This window comes from Vreelandella halophytica, assembly GCF_968193635.1.
This window is the reverse complement of the sequence record NZ_OZ309107.1, coordinates 3,678,075-3,697,803: the sequence shown is the minus strand read 5'-3', so window position 1 is coordinate 3,697,803 and position 19,729 is coordinate 3,678,075. Positions and strand designations below refer to the sequence as shown.

18 protein-coding genes are annotated in these 19,729 nt (G+C 61.2%); 9 read left to right on the top strand and 9 right to left on the bottom strand.

Features of this window, described 5'->3' with window-relative positions; all coding sequences use genetic code 11:
• Positions 1-10: 10 nt before the first annotated feature.
• The 3 genes from ACWHXT_RS17140 to gbdR form a co-directional block, all read right to left on the bottom strand.
• Positions 11-544 (bottom strand): DUF5943 domain-containing protein, encoded by a 534-nt coding sequence (locus ACWHXT_RS17140; RefSeq protein ID WP_447554613.1) that lies wholly within the window; start codon positions 542-544, stop codon positions 11-13.
• 90 nt (positions 545-634) lie between these two features.
• The gene (locus tag ACWHXT_RS17135; protein WP_447530341.1) at positions 635-1,612 is read right to left on the bottom strand and encodes a dipeptidase; all 978 of its coding nucleotides are present in this window, start codon (positions 1,610-1,612) and stop codon (positions 635-637) included.
• A 228-nt stretch (positions 1,613-1,840) separates the two neighbouring features.
• Complete coding sequence (gene gbdR / locus ACWHXT_RS17130; protein WP_447956715.1) at positions 1,841-2,983, bottom strand: choline metabolism transcriptional regulator GbdR; 1,143 nt, start codon at positions 2,981-2,983, stop codon at positions 1,841-1,843.
• Positions 2,984-3,327: 344 nt separating this feature from the next.
• Between gbdR and mscL the strand changes: the two genes are divergently transcribed.
• From mscL to ACWHXT_RS17110, 4 genes are all read left to right on the top strand, one after another.
• Positions 3,328-3,819, top strand: coding sequence for a large conductance mechanosensitive channel protein MscL (mscL, locus tag ACWHXT_RS17125; protein ID WP_447956714.1), 492 nt, complete (start codon positions 3,328-3,330; stop codon positions 3,817-3,819).
• A gap of 286 nt (positions 3,820-4,105) precedes the next feature.
• Positions 4,106-4,810 carry a gluconate 2-dehydrogenase subunit 3 family protein gene (locus tag ACWHXT_RS17120; protein ID WP_447894657.1) on the top strand — a complete coding sequence of 235 codons (705 nt, stop codon included), beginning with the start codon at positions 4,106-4,108 and terminating at the stop codon, positions 4,808-4,810.
• A gap of 2 nt (positions 4,811-4,812) precedes the next feature.
• Positions 4,813-6,585: a GMC family oxidoreductase gene (locus tag ACWHXT_RS17115; protein WP_447956713.1), complete on the top strand. Its 1,773-nt coding sequence runs from the start codon at positions 4,813-4,815 to the stop codon at positions 6,583-6,585.
• Positions 6,586-6,596: 11 nt separating this feature from the next.
• On the top strand, positions 6,597-7,910 hold the full coding sequence (locus tag ACWHXT_RS17110) for a c-type cytochrome (RefSeq protein ID WP_447956712.1): 1,314 nt from the start codon (positions 6,597-6,599) through the stop codon (positions 7,908-7,910).
• Between the two features lie 86 nt (positions 7,911-7,996).
• On the opposite strand, the gene ACWHXT_RS17105 is transcribed toward ACWHXT_RS17110, so the two are convergent.
• The 6 genes from ACWHXT_RS17105 to hemC all read right to left on the bottom strand — a co-directional run bounded on the left by ACWHXT_RS17105 (position 7,997) and on the right by hemC (position 13,755).
• Positions 7,997-8,311, bottom strand: coding sequence for a hypothetical protein (locus ACWHXT_RS17105; protein WP_447956711.1), 315 nt, complete (start codon positions 8,309-8,311; stop codon positions 7,997-7,999).
• Positions 8,312-8,683: 372 nt separating this feature from the next.
• Positions 8,684-8,998 carry a hypothetical protein gene (locus ACWHXT_RS17100; RefSeq protein ID WP_447956710.1) on the bottom strand — a complete coding sequence of 105 codons (315 nt, stop codon included), beginning with the start codon at positions 8,996-8,998 and terminating at the stop codon, positions 8,684-8,686.
• 298 nt (positions 8,999-9,296) lie between these two features.
• Positions 9,297-10,556, bottom strand: coding sequence for a heme biosynthesis HemY N-terminal domain-containing protein (locus ACWHXT_RS17095; protein ID WP_447956709.1), 1,260 nt, complete (start codon positions 10,554-10,556; stop codon positions 9,297-9,299).
• Positions 10,553-12,001, bottom strand: coding sequence for a uroporphyrinogen-III C-methyltransferase (locus tag ACWHXT_RS17090; protein WP_447956708.1), 1,449 nt, complete (start codon positions 11,999-12,001; stop codon positions 10,553-10,555). The genes ACWHXT_RS17095 and ACWHXT_RS17090 overlap by 4 nt, the downstream gene beginning before the upstream one ends.
• Before the next feature lie 16 nt (positions 12,002-12,017).
• Positions 12,018-12,797 carry a uroporphyrinogen-III synthase gene (locus ACWHXT_RS17085; RefSeq protein WP_447956707.1) on the bottom strand — a complete coding sequence of 260 codons (780 nt, stop codon included), beginning with the start codon at positions 12,795-12,797 and terminating at the stop codon, positions 12,018-12,020.
• A gap of 13 nt (positions 12,798-12,810) precedes the next feature.
• Complete coding sequence (hemC, locus tag ACWHXT_RS17080) at positions 12,811-13,755, bottom strand: hydroxymethylbilane synthase (RefSeq protein WP_447530330.1); 945 nt, start codon at positions 13,753-13,755, stop codon at positions 12,811-12,813.
• 154 nt (positions 13,756-13,909) lie between these two features.
• On the opposite strand from hemC, the gene ACWHXT_RS17075 reads away from it, so the two are divergent.
• From ACWHXT_RS17075 to dapF, 5 genes are all read left to right on the top strand, one after another.
• Positions 13,910-15,979: a sensor domain-containing protein gene (locus tag ACWHXT_RS17075; protein ID WP_447956706.1), complete on the top strand. Its 2,070-nt coding sequence runs from the start codon at positions 13,910-13,912 to the stop codon at positions 15,977-15,979.
• A 116-nt stretch (positions 15,980-16,095) separates the two neighbouring features.
• Positions 16,096-17,499, top strand: coding sequence for an argininosuccinate lyase (gene argH, locus ACWHXT_RS17070; protein WP_447927390.1), 1,404 nt, complete (start codon positions 16,096-16,098; stop codon positions 17,497-17,499).
• On the top strand, positions 17,496-17,609 hold the full coding sequence (gene lptM, locus ACWHXT_RS17065; protein ID WP_447927389.1) for an LPS translocon maturation chaperone LptM: 114 nt from the start codon (positions 17,496-17,498) through the stop codon (positions 17,607-17,609). The genes argH and lptM overlap by 4 nt, the downstream gene beginning before the upstream one ends.
• Positions 17,609-18,880, top strand: coding sequence for a diaminopimelate decarboxylase (gene lysA, locus ACWHXT_RS17060; protein ID WP_447956705.1), 1,272 nt, complete (start codon positions 17,609-17,611; stop codon positions 18,878-18,880). The genes lptM and lysA overlap by 1 nt, the downstream gene beginning before the upstream one ends.
• Positions 18,880-19,713, top strand: a complete 834-nt coding sequence (dapF, locus tag ACWHXT_RS17055) for a diaminopimelate epimerase (protein WP_447956704.1) — start codon at positions 18,880-18,882, stop codon at positions 19,711-19,713. The genes lysA and dapF overlap by 1 nt, the downstream gene beginning before the upstream one ends.
• The last annotated feature ends 16 nt before the right edge of the window (positions 19,714-19,729 follow it).

Genomic DNA, 19,729 nt, shown 5'->3' with positions numbered 1-19,729 from the left:
GGGAGTAACCTCAGCTCAAGGGCGTTACGACAAACAGACCGTGCTCGCAGCCGTCTTCGGCGCCGCTTTGGGTCTGCTCGGCCACCGTGCGCGTCTCACTCCCCCGCGCGGCCAGAATCTGGTCCATGGCGCCGGCGAACCAGCCGGTGAACATGTACTCGATCTTACGATTCACCTTGCCCATCTGATACACGAAGGCGCTGTGCTCCAGGCGTACCCGCGCGGTGCCCGCGTCCAGGTCTATTTCTTCGGTGATGAAAAGCCCCCAGCCGCGCTGGGAAAGTCGCTTCATGTAGTGCTCGAAAACGGCCTCGCCTTCGAGCCCGTGAAGCTCGGCTTCCTTTTCGCACCAGTGCCAGGCGCTCTTGTAGCCGGCGTGGTAGAGAATCTCGGCATACTTTTCCGCGCCCAGGGCTTCTTCGACCGCCATGTGGTTATTGACGAAGAAGTGGCGCGGCACGTAGAGCATCGGCAGTGCGTCGGTCGTCCAGATACCGGTTTCGCTGTCGACGTCGATCGGAAGTTCAGGAGCTGTCTTGGTCACGGTGGTCATCCTTAAAACTTGTACTTGTTCAAACAAGAGAGGGTCATCGGGGCGGCGCTTTTTTGAATCGACTCGCCCCGTTTTCGATCGTTACTCGCCCCACACATCTTTCAACGTGCGCACCCAGTTCTCGCCCATGATCTTTCTGACTTGGGACTCGCTTAAGCCGCGCTTTAAAAGCGCTTCGGTCAGGTTGGGGAACTCGCCGATGGTGCGAATACCTTCCGGGTTGATGATCTTGCCGAAGTTGGTCAGGCGCCGCGCATAGCCCTTGTCGTGGGTCAGCCACTCGAAGAAGTTTTGGTCGTGACCCTGGGTGAAGTCGGTACCGATGCCGATGGCGTCTTCGCCGACGATGTTCATGATGTACTCGATGGCTTCGCAGTAGTCGTCGATGGTCGAGTCGACGCCGTTTTTGAGAAACGGCGTGAACATGGTCACGCCGACGAAGCCGCCGTGGTCGGCAATGAACTTGAGCTCGTCGTCGGACTTGTTGCGCGGGTGCTCTTTAAGGCCCGAGGGCAGGCAGTGGGAGTAGCACACCGGCTTTTTGGACTCGAGAATGACTTCCTCGGAGGTTTTGGCGCCCACGTGGGAGAGATCGCACAGCATGCCGACGCGGTTCATCTCCGCGACGATCTCGCGACCGAAGCCCGAGAGCCCGCCGTCGCGCTCGTAACAGCCGGTGCCCACCAGGTTCTGGGTGTTGTAGCACATCTGCACGATGCCCACGCCGAGCTGCTTGAATACCTCCACGTAGCCGATCTGGTCTTCAAAGGCGTGGGCGTTCTGGAACCCGTAAATGATGCCCGTTTTGCCTTCTTCCTTGGCGCGGGTGATATCCGCGGTGGTGCGCACCGGGCGGACCAGGTCGCTGCACTCTTCCATCAGCTTGTTGGAGGCGACGATGTTGTCCACCGTGGCCTTGAAGCCCTCCCAAACCGAGACGGTGCAGTTGGCCGCCGTCAGGCCACCGCGGCGCATGTCTTCCAGAAGCTCCCGGTTCCATTTGGCGATGATCAAACCGTCGATGACGATGGCGTCTTGGTGTAATTCAGCAGGGTTCATAACGAGGCTCCAGGGTTGTCCATGAAGGGGAGCATAGCGCTGCCCTGGGCCTGCTCTGCTCCTGGAAACGACGACGGAAATTCCAAAAGCGTCATCTTGGGCAATGCGCGTGGCAAAGCCCTCGGCTTCGCGTTAAAAAGCACCGGGGCACTGGGAAGGGGCGGTATAACAAAAGAGCTGCCCGTGGGGCAGCTCTTGGGCAGTGCTTACGGCAAGTGGCCGGGCGCGCTAGTAGTTCACCAGCGGTACGCTTGCAAAGGTCGGCTCGCCCTGGGCGTAGGCCAGCGCCAGCAGAGCGCTCGAGGCGGGTTCGCCGCCGGCTGGCTCGACGCCCCAGGGCTGGATTATCGGCGCGGCCTTGATCTGGGGCGACTGGCGCGACTGCGAGCCCAGGCGCTCGTCGCGCGGGGGAATGCCGAAGCACTCGCGGTAGCACTTGGAGAAATGCGGCGTGGAGACGAAACCACACACCGAGGCGATCTCGATGATCGAAAGCGACGTCTGCTTCAAAAGCTGGCGCGCGCGTACCAATCTGAGCTTCAGGTAGTAGCGCGAGGGCGAGCAGTGCAGGTAGCGCTGGAAAAGCCGCTCGAGCTGGCGCCGGGACACGTCCACGTAGGTGGCAAGCTCGTTAAGCTCTAAAGGCTCTTCGAGGTTGGACTCCATCAGTGCCACGATATCCAAAAGCTTGGGCTGGGTGGTGCCCAGCACGTGCTTCAAGGGGACGCGCTGCTGGTCCTGCTCGTTGCGCATGTGCTCGTAAATGAACATCTCCGAAATACCCGCCGACAGCGCTTTGCCGTGGTCCTGGGCAATCAGGTTGAGCATCATGTCCAAAGGGGCGGTGCCGCCGGAGGCGGTAAAGCGGTCCCGGTCGATGGAAAAAAGCTTGGTGGTCAGCACGATCTTCGGGAACGCTTCCTGCACCGAGGCCAAACACTCCCAGTGAATGCTGGTTTCGTAGTGATCCAGAAGCCCCGCCTTGGCCAGCGCCCAACTGCCGGTACAAATGGCGCCCAGGTGCTTTAGCTGGCGCGACTGGGCCTGCAGCCAGTGAATGTGCTCGCGGCTGACGCTGTGCTGGGGCGCTACCCCGCCGCAAACGATCACCCAATCGAGCGAAAGCGGCGCCTGCATGGCGGCATCCGGGGTCACGTTGAGCCCGTCGCTGGCGCGTACCGACGCACCGTCCTGGGTGAGCGTATACCAGCGGTAAAGCTCCCGGCCGGCCAGCTGATTGGCCATGCGCAGGGGTTCGATGGCAGACGCCAGGGAAATCAGGGTGAAATTATCCAGCAGCAGAAAACCCAGGGTTTGCGGTGCGCTGGGGCGGCTCTCGGGAGCGCCGTATGTTACTTGATCGGATGTCATGGTCTTTACCTCTATCACCTAAACGTCTTGGGTTTTTTATTGTTTTTCTGGTATGTCGCTGGCGTGTTGTTTTAATCCATGAACGAGCTTTATCGCGTCCTGCCTGCATAGTGGCATGGATGACACTTATACTGACAAAGCAATCTTGAAAGAGGTGCGCGGCTTGTCGCAAATAGAATGGCCAAGGTCGCCTGTAAAACCCTCCAATGAGGTTTTCTCGCATTAACCAATAAAACGCAACGTTTTCTGAACACCCGGCGTCGCTTTTTATAAGTGATTGAAGTAGCGGGTTTTATGATTAAAACGTTATATGCTAATAAACTTTCTAAACGAGGAGTGCTGAAATGTCGGGGTTTTTCAAGGAGTTTCGCGAGTTTGCCGTTAAGGGAAACGTCATCGATATGGCGGTGGGTATTATCATCGGCGGCGCTTTTACGCTCATCGTCCAGCGTCTGGTGGCGGATATCATGAATCCGATCATTGGTTTGTTGATCGGCGGAATCGATTTCTCGAACATTTTCATCGTGTTGCGCGAAGGGGCGGTAGCGGGGCCTTACCTGACACTGGCGGCGGCCCAGGCGGCGGGGGCGGTGACGCTCAATATCGGGCTCTTTCTAAACGCCGTCATTAGCTTCGCAATCGTCGCCTTCGTGGTGTTCATGCTGGTACGCACCATCAACCGCCTAAAGCGTGAAGAAGTGGATGAACCCAAAAGCCCGGTAGAAAAGTCCTGCCCGTACTGTTTTATGGCCGTGCCGATCAAGGCAAGCCGCTGCGGGCACTGTACTTCTGCTTTAACAAATGTGGAGGAGGGCGCGCCAAAGGCACAGAGCTAATGATTAGCGCAGTACATTCGGGTATATAAACGCGGTTTACAAAAGTCTTTGCTACTAAAGTTGTAGTCTCGTCTGAAACGCCCGGGATTCGCCGGGCGTCGCTTTTTGGGAGTGCTTTTTTTCTACGCGTTCGGGCAATCTGCTTTGATCGTTACTAAGCTAATTAACCGGTTTTGCATTAAGCTAACCGCCATAATTAAAAGAAGTCTTATAGACGCTTCGCTTGTAAAGCGATCGAAGGACTCGTCACGCCATGGCCTGTCGACGCAAAAGAAGAGGAGAGCACGTGAGCCTTAAAGACGCATCACGCCGGCGCTTTATGAAAGGCGCCTTGACCAGTATCCCCGCGGTCACCATCGGTAGCGGCGTTTCGCTGACTGCCCCCGCCGATGAACCCCCCGAGCAGCTTGGCGACTACCAGCCGATATTTTTCGATGAGAGCGAGTGGGAATTCATCATCGCCGCCTGCGACCGGCTGATCCCCGGCGATGGCCCCGGCCCCGGCGCGCTCGAAACCAACGTCCCCATCTTCATCGACCGTCAAATGGAAGGCCGTTTCGGCCACGCCGCCGACTGGTACATGAAAGGGCCGTTTCCCGACGACGTCCCTGAACTGTTCGGTCATCAGATATCGCTGGCCCCCCGCGACATGTACCGCCAGGGCATTCCCGCGGTCAACGCGTTTTGCCAGCGCCAGCACGGTCAGGCCTTCGCCGCCCTCGACGACGCGGCGCGCGATGACGTACTCACCGCGCTCGCCCAGGGGGATGTCGAAATGGAAGCGATGCGGAGCAGCTACTTTTTCGACATGCTGCTGCAAAACACCAAAGAGGGCTATTTTGCCGACCCCATCCACGGCGGCAACAAGCACATGGCGGCGTGGAAGTTCATCGGCTTCCCCGGCGCACGCGGGGCGTACCGCGAGTGGGTCGACCAGCATAACGTCGAGTATCCGCTGGGACCGGTCAGCATTAACGGGGAGAGAGGATAAGCATGGCTAAGACACAACCACCCGTTGACGTGGTGCTGGTGGGCTTCGGCTGGACCAGCTCGATCATGGGCATGGAGCTCACCGACGAGGGGCTCAACGTACTCGCCCTCGAGCGCGGCGAGGACCGGGACACGGTACCGGATTTCGCCTACCCCAAAATGGCCGACGAGCTCACTTACGGGGTGCGCTACCAGCTGATGCAGCGCCCGGCCAAGAGCACGCTCACCGTTCGCCACGGGCTGGACGACATGGCCGTTCCCTACCGCAACCTGGGGTCGTTTCTACCCGGCGACGGCGTGGGCGGCGCAGGTACTCACTGGAACGGTCATACCTGGCGCCCGCAGCCCGAAGAGCTGAGACTGCGAAGCTACGTCGAGGAGAACTGGGGCGCGGACATCATCCCGGACGAGATGACCATTCAGGACTTCGGCGTCAGCTACGACGAGCTCGAGCCGTTTTTCGACTTCTTCGAAAAAGTGGCGGGCATTTCCGGCAAGGCGGGTAATCTGAACGGCGAGATCCAGCAGGGCGGCAACCCGTTCGAAGGCTGGCGCTCGGATGAGTATCCGATGCCGCCGCTGGCGCGTACCTACAACGACGAACTCTTCGCCGATATGGCGCGAAGCGAGGGCTATCACCCTTTCCCCTTGCCCGCCGCCAACGCCTCCCAGGCCTACACCAACCCCTACGGTATGCAGCTGGGCCCGTGTAACTTCTGCGGCTTCTGCGAACGCTATGGGTGTCTGAACTACTCCAAGTCGTCGCCGCAAACCTGCGTGCTGGGCGCGCTCAAGCGCCGCGAAAACTTCTCCTACCGCACCAACAGCGAAGTACTGCGCGTAGAGCTCGATAACGACGGCCAGCGCGCCACGGGCGTGACCTATGTGGATGGCGAGGGCAATGAAGTCTTCCAGCCTGCGGATCTGGTGATTCTGGGCGCCTATTCGCTGCACAACGTCCACCTGATGTTGCTCTCTGGCATCGGCACGCCCTACGACCCGGAAACCGGCGAGGGCGTCGTGGGCAAGAACTACGCCTACCAGATGAACGGTGGCGCCACGCTCTATTTCAACGACAAGGAGTTCAACCCCTTCGTCGGCGCGGGGGCCAACGGCGAGATCATCAACGACTTCGGCGTCGAGCAGATCGATTTCGGCCAGGAGGGTTTCATCGGCGGCTCCTATATCAATGCCGCGATGACCAACGGCCAGCCGATTCGCAACATGCCGCTACGCGGGGACGCGCCGAGCTGGGGCGTGGGTTGGAAAGAGGCGGTACAAGAGACCTATGGCCACACCATGACCATCGGCTCCCACGGCAGCAACATGTCGTATCGTGACTGCTATCTGGACCTGGACCCCATCTACACCGATGACCACGGTCGGCCGCTCATGCGCATGACCTTCGACTGGAAAGCCAACGACGTGCGCATGACCCAGTTCATGAAGCAAAAGATCGACGCGCTCTCCAAGGCCCTGGGCCCGGACGACTACAAGCTGTCTTTCAAGGACTTCGACTCCCATTACGACGTACGTCCGTATCAAACCACCCACAACGTGGGCGGGGCGATCATGGGCACCGACCCCTCCTCCAGCGCGCTGAACCGCTACCTGCAGAGCTGGGACGTGCATAACGTGTTCGTGATGGGCGCCAGCGCCTTCCCCCAGAACCTGCAGTACAACCCGACGGGGCTGGTCGGCGCGTTGACCTACTGGTCGGCGAAAGCGATTCGCGAGCAGTACCTGCCTAACCCCGGCCCGCTGGTTCAAGCCTAAGGAGAGCGACCATGAAGCATTACCCAAAATGGCGCCAGGGGCTTATTGGCGTCGGGCTTTTAAGCGTGGCCTCGCCCTTGCTGGCGTTCGACGACGCCGACATCGAACGCGGCGAGTACCTGTCCCGCGCCGGCGACTGCGTGGCCTGCCATAGCGCGCCGGGGGGCGAGCCCTTCGCCGGCGGCCTGGCGGTAGACAGCCCGTTTGGCGATATCTTCTCGACCAACATCACACCGGACCCGGAAACCGGCATCGGTGACTACAGCCGCGACGAGTTCGCCGCCGCGCTGAGAGAAGGCAAGCGTGCCGACGGCAAGAATCTTTATCCGGCCATGCCGTATCCGTCCTACTCGCTGATCAACGATGAGGACATCGACGCGCTCTATGCCTACTTCATGGAAGAGGTGGAGCCCGTGCATAACGAGCCGCCGCAAACGGATCTTAGCTTTCCGTTCAGCCAGCGCTGGGGCATCGGGGCCTGGAATTGGCTGTTTACCGCAGACGAGCCTTTCACACCCGATACCGAGCGCAGCGAAGAACTCAACCGCGGCGCCTACCTGGTGCAGGGGCTCGGTCACTGCGGTAGCTGTCACACCGAGCGCGGGCTCTTTTTCCAGGAGAAAGCGCTCAGCGATGGCGATGAGGCTTATTTGTCCGGTGAGGTATTGGATGGATGGTACGCGCCCAGCCTGCGCGGCGACGGTGATGGCGGCAGCGCCATGGAGCGCTGGAGCGAGCAGGACATCGTCGACTACCTGGCGACCGGGCGTAACGACCATAGCGCCGTGGCCGGTGAGATGACCTCGGTGGTGGCGCACAGCACCTCGCGTCTTGACGAGAGCGACCTGCACGCGATCGCCGGCTACCTGAAGTCGCTGGGCAATAGCGAGGGGCGCCGCGTGATTACCACCGAGCAGGTGGATGAAACCGATACCCGGCTGACCAGCGCCGACGTGGGGGATGATCTGGGCGCGCGGCTTTATCTGGATAACTGCAACGCCTGCCATTTCTCCAGCGGCCAGGGCGCCTCCGGCGTCTTCCCTTCGCTTTCGGGAAGCTCGATGGTCAATGCCGACGATGCCACCGGGCTGATTCGCGTGATTCTGGCCGGCGCTCGCTTGCCGTCTACCGAGCAGCGCCCGGCGCAACTGGCCATGCCGGACTTCGCCTGGCGGCTCTCTGACGACGAGGTCGCTGAGGTGGCCAACTTCGTACGTAACGCCTGGGGTAACGAAGCCGGCGGCGTCAGCGCGGGTGACGTAGCCGACATCCGCGAAGAGCTGCCCGAAGAGCGCGTAACGAGCGCGCCGGTCATCGACGACTGACCTTCCGTGCAAACCAAAAAGGGTGCCCGATGAGGGGCACCCTTTTTTTAATGAAAACCCCACCAGTGCGTGGGGTTTTTTAATGCTTAGCTGTGCGTGCGAGCGCGTGAAGCAGCTTTATCGGTCTGCTCGCCGGTCGAACCGTTTCTGGCCAGTACCTGGTCCAAAGAGGCGCTTTGATCGGCGTTCGAGCTGCTGGAAGCAGCGGGCGTGACGTGCTCGCCGGAGGCGCTGTTTTTAGCGATCACCTGATCCATGGAGGCGCTGCGCGCTTCGGCCTGGTGTGTGGCGCTTGATGCGGGCTGGCTGATGGCGTTCAGCTCGGCGGAGCCGCGCTCGGCCAATGCAGAGCCAGAAACGAGTGCAAGTGCAATGGCGGCAGTAGCGGTCAATTTTTTCATGCTGGCGTACCTCAAGATATCGATTGGAAGGTTGTTCGGTTCTTGTCGCAGCGGTTGCTTCAGAACATGAACGTATAATAGGCCTAAAAAATTAGTATAAAAAGCGCTTAAAAGTATCTAGACCATTCGATTAATATGAAAGTAAAGGGCCATTAACCTTGTTGCTGCTTGATGAGGTACCGGAGGGCACTCCTGGTCGATCAAGCCGTTAAGCGGTACATGCCACCCAATCATTGTCGGTCAGGGAGAAGATCGTTCAGCCCGGCGCGGCAACGACAACGCCCCAAGCGCCGCGCACACGACAAAAAAAGGGTGCCCCAGAAGGGGCACCCTTTTTAGTGAAAACCCCACCGAGCGGTGGGGGATTCGTGCTTAGCCGTGCGAGTTAGTGCTTGAAACGGCGTTATCGGTCTGCTCGCCGGTCGCACCGTTTCTGGCCTGTACCTGGTCCAGGGAGGCGCTTTGGTCGGTGTTCGATCCGCTGGAAGCGGCGGCGGTGACGTGCTCGCCGGAGGCGCTGTTTTTAGCGATCACTTGCTGCGTGGAGGCGTTGCGCGCTTCGGCCTGGTGCGTGGCGCTCGATTCCGGCTGGCTAATGGCGTTCAGCTCGGCGGAGCCGCGCTCGGCGAAAGCAGAGCCAGAAACGAGAGCAAGTGCGATGGCGGCAGTAGCGGTCAGTTTTTTCATGGTGGCGTACCTTAATGTAGTTATCGAATATGTTTAGGGGCTCTGTTCGCGCCCTGCGCTTCAGAACATGCACTCATAGTAATGTCGAAAAAGTAGGATAAAAAGCGCTTAAAATCGCATAGACCGTTCGTCTATTTAGAATAATAGCGCGAGTGCGCCGTACCGAGACGCGCTTCATTTGCAGCGCCCGCCGCAAGGCCAGGAGGAGGCGAGAGGTGTTTCAAAGTACCGAGGGCAACCAAAAAAGGGTGCCCGAGGGCACCCTTGAAAAGAGACAGCTTGCTTGCGCAGAACTTGCTTAGCGGCGCTTTTTGGCGCCCTTGCGAGGGCCGTCGCTGTCGCTTGCATCGCTTGGCTGGGGCAGTGAAGGGAGCGACTGAGCCATCATGTCGACGCTTTGGCGGTAGTAGAGCTGGCTCTTGTTGTGCTCGCCAAGGCTTGCGTAAAGGCGGGCAAGCTCGGCACACACTTCGCCGCTCGGGCGCTGGCGCTGGCTGGCTTCGAAGTACTCGAGCGCTTTCTCCCACTGGCCGGTACGCAGGGAAAGTCGCCCGCAGGCAAGCAGCAGTTCCGGGTCGTTGGGGCGCTCTTGCAGCCATTTTTCTGCTTTGGCCAGCTGGCGGGCCGCGTCGACGCCCAAAAGCCCGTAGCGCTTCACCAGCCGCGCGTCCCAGTGAACGTCCAGCGATTGGTTCAAAAGGCGCTCGGCAATGGTTTCTTCGCCCGCCTGTAGGAGCGCTTCGACGTAAAGCACGATCAGCTCGGTGTTACCGCGCAGGTACTCCGGCATGTCCGACCAAAGCCCGCGAACGCGCTCAATGTTGGCCGGGTTGCCGGCTTCGAACACGATCAGCTCGCGGTAGGCTTTGAACTCGAGCTGCTCGCGCTCCTGCTCGGTAATCAGCTTTTTGGCGGTCAGCCGTGGTACCAGGTGGCGCAGGCCTTCCCAGTCGCTGACGCTCAAGTACACCTGCTTGAGCAGCTTGAGCACCTGCGGGTGGTTGGAGAGCTTCTGGTCGAGGCGATTGAGAATCGCCAGCGCCTCTTCCGGCTGCTGCCGGTCAACCATGAGCTGCGCCTGCATCAGGCCCACCGCGGTACCCGCGCCGTCGGTCGAGAGTTGGGCCTGGTTCAAGTGCTCCTGGGAGCGCTCGTGATGGCCCTGGTAGTGGGCGGCAAGCGCGGCGGAAAGATAGTTCACCATCGGCGCGCTGGAGTCATCCGCGGCACCGGCCAGGGTGCGCTCGGCGCGTTTGAAGCGGCCCTCGGTCAGCGCGACCAGGCCGCGCTCCGTGCGCTTCATGGCGCGGCGGTTACGGGCCCGGCTATTCCAGGTGCGAAACCGGCCCATTGGACGAAGGATGCCAGCGAGCAGCCGAAGCACGAAGTGCACCAGGATAAACGCGCCCAGTAGCAGCACCAGGCCAAACCAGAACGAGGTCTGTACGGAGGTATCGCCGACGCGAATCAGCCAGTAGCCGGGTACCGACATCATCAGATGGCCGAACAGAGCCCCCACGGCGAGCCCGGCGACGATTAACAGCAGCAGTTTTCTCATTCGTCACCTCCGCCCTGGCGGCGTGACTCGAAACGGTTGTCGATAAAGCGCGACATTGCTTGCTGCGAGCCGCTGATATCGGGAAGCTCGGGCTCGACGTCGTTTTGTTTGATCTCCTGGAGGCGCGTAATAACGCTTTGCGTCTCTTCGCGTTCGGTGTCGTAGTAGCTATCGAGCAGATTCAGCGCTTTATCCAGGCTTGCCTCGAAAAGCGGCTGCTCTTCTCGCAGCAGTGCAAGCTGGGCTTGCTCGAGGATCAGGCGCAGGCTCTGGCGCAGATACGACTCTTGCTCCGGCGTGACCAGGGCTTCCAGCGCTTCGTCGTGATGACGCACCACGACCAAATCACGCAGCTCGGCGCCAAAGCGCGCCAACTGGCGCTCGAAAGAACCCTGGGGCGGCTGTTCGATACCGGAATTGACCGCGCGCTCCTCGATTTCCTGGGAGAGGCGAAGCCCGGCTACGCGCTCCTGCTGGGCGTTCAGTGCCAGGTAAATGCCGGTACGGTCGACGCGGGGAACGGCATCGAGCGCGGCCAGCTCGCTGGCGATTTCCCGGCGTACCGGCGTCAGTGCCGGGTTGTCGGCGTCTACCAGGCGGGCGTCGGCGGTGCGCAGCAGTGCCGCGGCGCCCTCTACGTCGCCTTCGAGCTGCAGGCGCTGGTTGGCCAGACGCAAAAGGTAGGCGGCTTCGGCGTGGAGCCAGTCGCGCTCATCGGTATCCTGGGCCTGGGAGAGCTGGTCGAGCACGCTATTGACGGTTTCATCGACACTGGCCTGAACCTCGTCGAGCTCGGCGCGCAGTTCGCGAGCGGTGCTCTCGAGGGTTTCGTTGCGCTCGGTCTCATTGCTTTCAAGGCGCGACTCCAGCTCACTCAAGTTCTGCTGAGTGGCACTGCCCTGGGTCTGTTGGTCGAGCTCGTCGATACGCGCCTGCTGGTTATCCAGGCGCTGCCAAAGCTGCCAGGCGACCACGCCCAATACGAGCGCCAGAATCAGCACCAACACGAGTGCGACCACGCCGCCTTTACCGCCGCCACCGGAAGAGGCCGGTTTTTGAGAGGCGGGCGTTTTGGGGGGCGGCGTGGCGCTGGCGGTGCTTTTGCTTGCCGGGGCGCTGGACGCCGGTTTGGCACCGGTGCTGGCTGCGGTGGTGCTCGTTTTGTCGGGCGCGGCGTTGGATGAACCGGGCGTGCTGGTGCCGGTCGTGGCCGGGGCGTTGGCGTTTTTAGCATTGTTGCCGCCTTTGTTGCGGCGACGCGAACGGCTGTTTTTAGTGGCGTAGTCGTTTTGCGCGGCCTGGTCAGCGGCGTTTTTATCATCGACCGGGGGCGAGGCCGCGCTCGATGTCTCATCCGCCACAGGCGTTTCGCTCGCTGGTCGGTTTTGAGAGGCATCGTCAGGCGTTTTGTTGGCGCCTTCCTGGTCAAGTGGTTGTTTGCTCATCTGTCGCTAGCCCTTGTTAAGTTCTTTGATCGACATCGGCATCCCGGGGAGTGCAGGATTCGTTCAACGCTGCTACCAGCGCGGCTTTCGATGCGCCCGACGCCACCTTGAGGTCGCTAAAACCCAGCTTACCGGCAAGTGTCGCTAAACGGTGACTGGAAACGATTAGGGGGTGATCCAACGCCGCCTGTTGACACCATTTTGCCAGATATTCAAGCAGCTCGCCGCTGGTCACAATCAATGTATGAAAACTGCCACTCGCCAGGCGCCTTTGCAACTCGGCGCTGGGCGGCTGGTAGACGCGCCGGTAGACCGCCAGCCGCGTCAAGGCGGCGCCGCGGGCGGTCAGCGTATCCGCCAGCAGCGGCCGTCCGCCTTCGCCGGCCACCAACAGCACGCGCTGATGGGTAAGGCGTTGGAGCGAGGGCAGCGACAAAAGCGCTTCGCTGGTGTCCTCGCCCGCGCTTGCCGGGGGGACATGCACACGGGCACCCAGCGCGTCATGAAGGACCTCCGCCGTGCCGCGGCCGGGGCTATAAAAGGCGATGCCCACCGGTAATTGCGGCCAGTAGCAATCGATTGCCTCCGCCAGGCAGCGGGCCGCAAACGGGCTGATGACGACTATCTTATGGTACTGATCCAGATCCAGCCATACGCTTCGAAGCGTGGCGTCCTCGTCGAGTGCTTGAAGGGTCATTACCTCCAGCGGCTCGACCCAGGCGCCCTCGGCGCGCAGCGCCTCGGCGAGCACTTCGCCGCGCTCGCCCGGGCGGCAGATGAGTACCGGCTCCTTCATGGTGCGGGCGTGCTCATACGTTGTTGCCGTAGACCTCGGCAAGGATTTCGCCCGCGCCCTGGTCGAGCAGGTCTTCGGCGACGCGAATGCCCAGCGCTTCGGGCTCATGGATAGAGCCGCGACCCTCGGCGCGCAGCACCTCGGTGCCTTCCGGGTTGCCGACGAGCCCGCGCAGCCAGATGGTCTCGTTGGCTTTATCCAGCACCGCGTGGCCGGCGATCGGCACCTGGCAGCCGCCTTCCAGGCGGGTGTTCATGGCGCGCTCGGCGCGTACCCGGGTGGCGGTATCCTGATCGTCGAGCGGGGTGAGCAGGCCAATCAGGTCCGGGTCGTGGAGACGACATTCGATACCCAGCGCCCCCTGGCCGCAGGCCGGCAGGCAGATCTCCGGCGGCAGTTCCTGGGCGATGCGCGCATCGAGGCCCAGCCGCTTGAGCCCGGAGGTTGCCAGGATAATGGCGTCGAACTCTTCGTCGTCGAGTTTGGCAAGGCGGGTTTGCACATTGCCGCGCAGATTCAGGATTTCCAGGTCCGGGCGGGCCTCGCGCAGCTGCAGGCCTCGGCGCAGGCTGGCCGTGCCGATACGCGCCCCTTCGGGCAGCTCGTCAACGCTTTGATAGCGGTTGGAGACGAAAGCATCCGTCGGCTCGGCGCCTTCCAGAATCACGGAAAGTCCCAGCCCTTCGGGAAAGTGCATGGGCACATCTTTCATCGAATGCACGGCGATATCGGCGCGGCCGTCGAGCATGGCGTCTTCGAGCTCTTTGACGAACAGCCCCTTACCGCCGATTTTAGAAAGCGGCGTGTCGATGATTTTATCGCCCTTGGTGGACAGCGCCACCAGCTCGACTTCAAGACCGCTATGTGCCGCCATCAGTCGATCCCGGACGTGTTCGGCTTGCCACATGGCCAGTTGGCTCTTACGCGTGGCGATGCGCAATTTGGTGATGGATGACACGTTATTCTCCCTTTGCCGCTGACACGGCGTGTCGAACTATGATAAATCTCATCATAAAGCACCCGGTCTCGCAGTAAAAACAACCAGCCGTAATTGGCTAACGTATAATATTGGCTAACGTATAATGTAAATGTCTTTGCACAGGTAATGCCCTATGCCCTCTGCCGATCTTCAAGGCGAGCTGGATCAATTTTTTCTGTTGTCCCAGGACATGCTTTGCTGCATCGATTTCCAAGGGACGCTGATAAATGTTAACCCCAGCTTCGAAAACCTGCTTGGATATTGTGCCGAGGAGCTCATTGGCCGCCCCTGCGGTGTGATCATCGAGCGCCAGGACCACCCCATTATAGAGAGGGCGCTTGCGCGGATACACCAGGGGGAGCTGGTCGACCCGTTTGATGTTCGCGCTACAAGTCGCGCCGGCGAGCTCAAGTGGTTGGAAGTGAGCGCGTTCGCCAACGACAAGGTGATCTACGTGATTGCCCGGGACATTACCCTGCGTAAAACCTCCGCGCAGCAGTTGGCGCTTTTGGAGCGAAGCGTGGAGTCGAGCACCAACGGGGTCATCATCGTCGATGCCCAGGCCGACGACTTGCCCATGGTCTACGTCAACAAGGCCTTCGAGCAGATTACCGGCTATGAGCGCACGGCGGTGCTGGGCCGCAACTGCCGCTTTTTGCAAGGCGAAGAGACCGACCCGGCGATACGCCGACAGCTTCGCCGAGGGATCAAGGAGCAGCGCGACGTGCACGTGATGCTGCGCAACTACCGCCGCGACGGCACGCTGTTTTGGAACGATTTGTATATTTCCCCGGTGCGCGATGACCAGGGGGTGGTGACCCACTTCGTCGGCGTGCAAAACGATGTCACCGCCCAGCGCGAGTACCAGGCGCAGCTTAGACACAACGCCAACCACGATGCGCTGACCGGGCTTCCCAATTTGCAGCTTCTGAATCAGCGCCTGGCCCAGGGCTGCGTGATGGCCAAGCGCTATCAGCGCTATCTGGCCGTGCTGTTCATCGACCTGGACGACTTCAAACCGATCAACGACTCGATGGGCCACGATGTCGGCGACTTCATTTTGATGAGCGTGGCACGGCGCCTGGAAGAGGAGCTGCGCCCCTGGGATACGGTCGCGCGCATCGGCGGCGACGAGTTCATCGTGCTGCTGCCGGATTTGGCCCACGAGCAGGACGTCATGCAGGTGGTCGAGCGTTTGCTCGAGCGCATCGCCGCGCCTTACTGGTATCAGGACAAGGAGCTGCGCATCACCGCCAGTATCGGTATCGGCACCGACAACGGGAGCGTCGCCAAGCCACGCACCCTGGTGCAACAGGCCGACCTTGCCATGTACAAGGCCAAGCGGCGCGGGCGCAACACCTACCAGTGGTACACCGACGAGCTCAACCGCAAGGTGAGCGAGCGGGTCAACCTGCGCCACGCGCTGCAAAAAGCCATCGAGCAGGAGCAGTTCGAGCTTCACTACCAACCGCAAATCGATAGCGTTACAGGCCAGGTGGTGGGCGTCGAGGCGCTGATTCGCTGGCAACACCCGGAGCGCGGCAACGTCCCGCCCATCGAGTTTATCGGGCTTTCCGAAGAGACCGGCCAGATCATTCCGATTAGCGAATGGGTGCTTAGCCAGGCGTGCAAGGACGCGGTGCGCTTGAATAGCGGGGAGTATGGCCCGATCACCATGGCGGTGAACGTCTCGCCGGTGCAGTTTCAGCGCCCGGGGTTCGTCGCATCGATCGAAAAAGTGCTGAACGAGAGCGGCCTGGCCCCGGCGCTTTTGGAAATCGAGATTACCGAAGGCGTATTGATGGACAGCACCGAGCACGCGATCGAGGCGCTCAACGGGCTGCGAACCCTTGGCGTGCATATCGCGCTGGACGATTTCGGCACCGGCTTTTCAAGCCTTAGCTACCTAAAGCGCCTGCCGATCAACAAGCTCAAGATCGACCGCTCGTTCATCCGCGATGTAACCCACGATGAAAACGACGCCGCCATCGTCGAAGGCGTGATCACCATGGCGTCGAAGCTGGGGCTCGAGGTGCTCATCGAAGGTGTCGAGACCCTCGAACAGTTTCGCTACCTGCGCGAGAAGCACCCCACCTACCTGCAGGGCTACTACTTTGCCCGCCCCATCGCGTTCGACGCCCTGGTCGATTATCTGGATCACTTCGACTGCGACACGGTACTTTTGGACCGCCTGGGCGCCTAACGCGAATACTTTGAGAGCGCCCAAAACCCCGTGCCGCGAACGGGGTCGACTCTGATACACTCGTCGACAACGACTCCCCTGATTTTTGTCACCTTTTTTGTCAGCAGGAACCCTCGATGACCCAAGCTACGAATCAGTCCTGGGGTGGACGCTTTAGCGAGCCCACCGACGCCTTTGTTGCACGCTTTACCGCCTCCGTGAATTTCGACCAGCGCCTGGCCCCCCAGGACATTCAAGGCTCGATCGCCCACGCCACCATGCTAAGCCGGGTGGGCGTATTAACCGAAGACGAGTGCCAGGCGATCATCGACGGACTGACCGAGATCCAGGGCGAGATCGAGCGCGGCGAATTCCAATGGTCGGTGCCGCTTGAAGACGTGCACATGAACATCGAAGCGCGCTTGACCCAAAAGATCGGCATTACTGGCAAGAAGCTGCATACCGGGCGCTCGCGCAACGACCAGGTGGCGACCGACATTCGTCTGTTCCTGCGCGACGCCATCGACATGATCGATGCCGAGCTTTCGCGGCTGCGCGAGGGCATGATCGGCCTTGCCGAGAATGAGGCCGATACCATCATGCCCGGCTTTACGCACCTGCAAACCGCCCAGCCGGTCACCTTTGGCCATCACTTGCTTGCCTGGCAGGAGATGCTCGCCCGGGACCACGAGCGCCTTTTGGACACCCGCAAGCGCGTTAACGTGCTGCCCCTGGGGGCGGCGGCGCTGGCCGGCACCACCTACCCGATCGATCGGCACGTCACCGCCGAGCTTCTGGGCTTTGATCGCCCGGCGGAGAACTCGCTGGACGCGGTGTCCGATCGCGACTTCGCTATCGAATTTACAAGCTTTGCCAGCATCCTGTTGATGCACATGTCGCGCATGAGCGAAGAGCTGGTGCTCTGGACCAGCGCCCAGTTCGATTTCATCGATCTGCCGGATCGTTTCTGCACCGGCTCGTCGATCATGCCGCAAAAGAAAAACCCGGACGTGCCGGAGCTGGTGCGCGGCAAGACCGGCCGCGTTTACGGCCATCTGATGAGTCTTTTGACGCTGATGAAGTCGCAGCCGCTGGCCTACAACAAGGATAACCAGGAAGACAAGGAACCCTTGTTCGACGCCGTCGATACGGTGCTCGACTGCCTGAAAGCATTTGCCGACATGGTGCCCGCCATCGAGCCGAAAAAAGCGAGCATGTACGAGGCGGCGCGGCGCGGTTTCTCGACGGCCACGGACCTGGCGGATTACCTGGTGCGCAAGGGCGTGGCCTTTCGCGATGCCCACGAAATCGTCGGCCAGTCCGTCGCTTTTGGTCTGAAAGAGAAGAAAGATCTTTCCGAGATGAGTCTTGAGGAGCTCAAGCAGTTCTCCGATACCATCGAAGAAGACGTGTTCGAGGTGCTGACCCTTGAGGGGTCGGTGGCCGCGCGTAACCACATCGGCGGCACCGCCCCGGATCAAGTGCGCGCCGCAGCCAGCCGCGCCCTGGAAGCCCTTAAGGCGCACCGGGAGGCGAAATGAAAGCGCTCGTTTCGATCATGCTCATCGCCCTGCTGCTGGCCGGCTGCGGGCAGAAGGGTCCGCTCTATCAGCCCGACGATAACGCGCAAACCGCCGCCGAGGAGAGCTAATGGATCACTTCAACTACCGCGACGGCGTGCTGTTTGCCGAAGAAGTGCCGCTGAGTCGCATTGCGTTGGAGGTCGGCACGCCGTGCTACGTCTACTCCAAAGCGACGTTAGAGCGTCACTTTCGCGCCTATACCGAAGCGCTGGGCAGTCACCCGCATCTTATCTGCTACGCCGTGAAGGCCAACTCCAACCTGGCGGTGCTGGGGCTTCTGGCGCGCCTGGGCGCGGGGTTCGATATCGTCTCCGTCGGTGAGTTGGAGCGCGTGCTGGCCGCCGGCGGCGACCCGTCCAAAATCGTCTTCTCTGGCGTTGCCAAACGCGCCGATGAGATGGTTCGGGCGCTTCAGGTGGGTATCAAGTGCTTCAACGTGGAGTCCACGCCGGAGCTCGAGCGCTTGAATCAGGTGGCCGGTGAGCTTGGCCTGGTCGCGCCGGTGTCGCTTCGCGTGAATCCGGATGTGGATGCGGGTACCCACCCCTACATTTCCACCGGGCTCAAGGACAACAAGTTCGGCATCGCCGTTAGTGAGGCCTTCGATGCTTACGAGCTCGCCGCCCGCCTGCCGAACCTTGAGATCAAGGGTCTCGATTGCCATATCGGCTCGCAATTGACCGAGACGGCGCCGTTTCTGGATGCCCTGGAGCGGCTTTTGCTGCTCATGGAGCGGCTGCGCGAGCGCGGCATCGAGATCGAACACCTGGATCTGGGCGGCGGGCTCGGCGTGCCGTACCGGGACGAAACCCCGCCCCAGCCCTTCGACTACGCCAGTAAGCTTTTGGCGCGGCTGTCGCGCTGGGAAGGCGGCGAGAACCTGACTTTGCTGTTCGAGCCCGGGCGCTCCATCGCCGCCAACGCCGGCGTAATGCTCACCCGGGTCGAGTTTTTAAAGCCCGGCGAGACGAAAAACTTCGCCATCGTCGACGCGGCCATGAACGATTTGATCCGCCCGGCGCTCTATCAGGCCTGGCAAGCGATCGTCTGCGTGGACACCCGCGAGGCGCGCCCGAAGGCGGTCTATGACGTGGTCGGCCCGGTCTGTGAAACCGGTGATTTCCTGGGCAAGGAGCGCGAGCTCGCCATTGCCGAAGGCGATCTACTGGCGGTGCGCTCGGCGGGCGCCTACGGCTATGTGATGGCGTCGAACTACAACAGCCGCCCACGGCCTGCCGAGGTCATGGTGGATAGCGAGCGTTTTCACATCGTGCGCGCTCGGGAAACGCTCGAGAGCCTGTGGGCGGGCGAAACGCTGCTGCCAGACGAGGCGTCTTGATGCTTCTTCACTTCACCAAAATGCATGGCCTGGGCAACGACTTCATGGTCATCGATCTGGTCACCCAGCGCGCCCGGCTCACCAATGAGCTGATCGCGCGATTGGCCGACCGGCGCTTCGGTATCGGCTTCGACCAGCTGCTGGTGGTCGAGCCGCCCCGGGACCCGGACATGGACTTTCGCTACCGAATATTTAACGCCGATGGTAGCGAAGTAGAGAACTGCGGCAACGGCGCGCGCTGCTTTGCGCGCTTCGTCCGCGAGCAGCGCCTGACCCACAAGCACGAGATTTGCGTGGAAACCGCGGGCGGGCCGCTCACGCTCCATGTACAAAATGACGGCCTGGTACGGGTCGATATGGGCCGCCCGCGTTTCGAGCCCGAGGCGCTGGCCTTCGACGCCGCCGAAGACGCCCCGCTGCACGCGATCGATGTTCAAGGTGAGCGGCTGGAGATCGGCGTGGTCTCGATGGGCAACCCCCACGCGGTGCTCACCGTTGAAAGCGTCGAGCAGGCCCCGGTCGAACGGCTGGGCCCGCTTTTGGAGGCGCACCCGCGCTTTGCTCATCGCGTCAACGCCGGCTTCATGCAGGTGGTATCGAAAAGCGAGATCCGTCTGCGCGTTTTTGAACGCGGTAGCGGCGAAACCCTGGCCTGCGGTACCGGCGCCTGCGCGGCGGTGGCCAGCGGCATTCGCCAGGGGCTTTTGCAAAGCCCGGTGACGGTCCACCTGCCCGGCGGAACGCTGCTCATCGAGTGGCCGGATACCAACGGCCCGCTGGTCATGGTCGGCCCGGCCACGCGGGTGTTCGATGGCCGCGTGACGCTCAACTAGTTCCAAGGAGAATAGC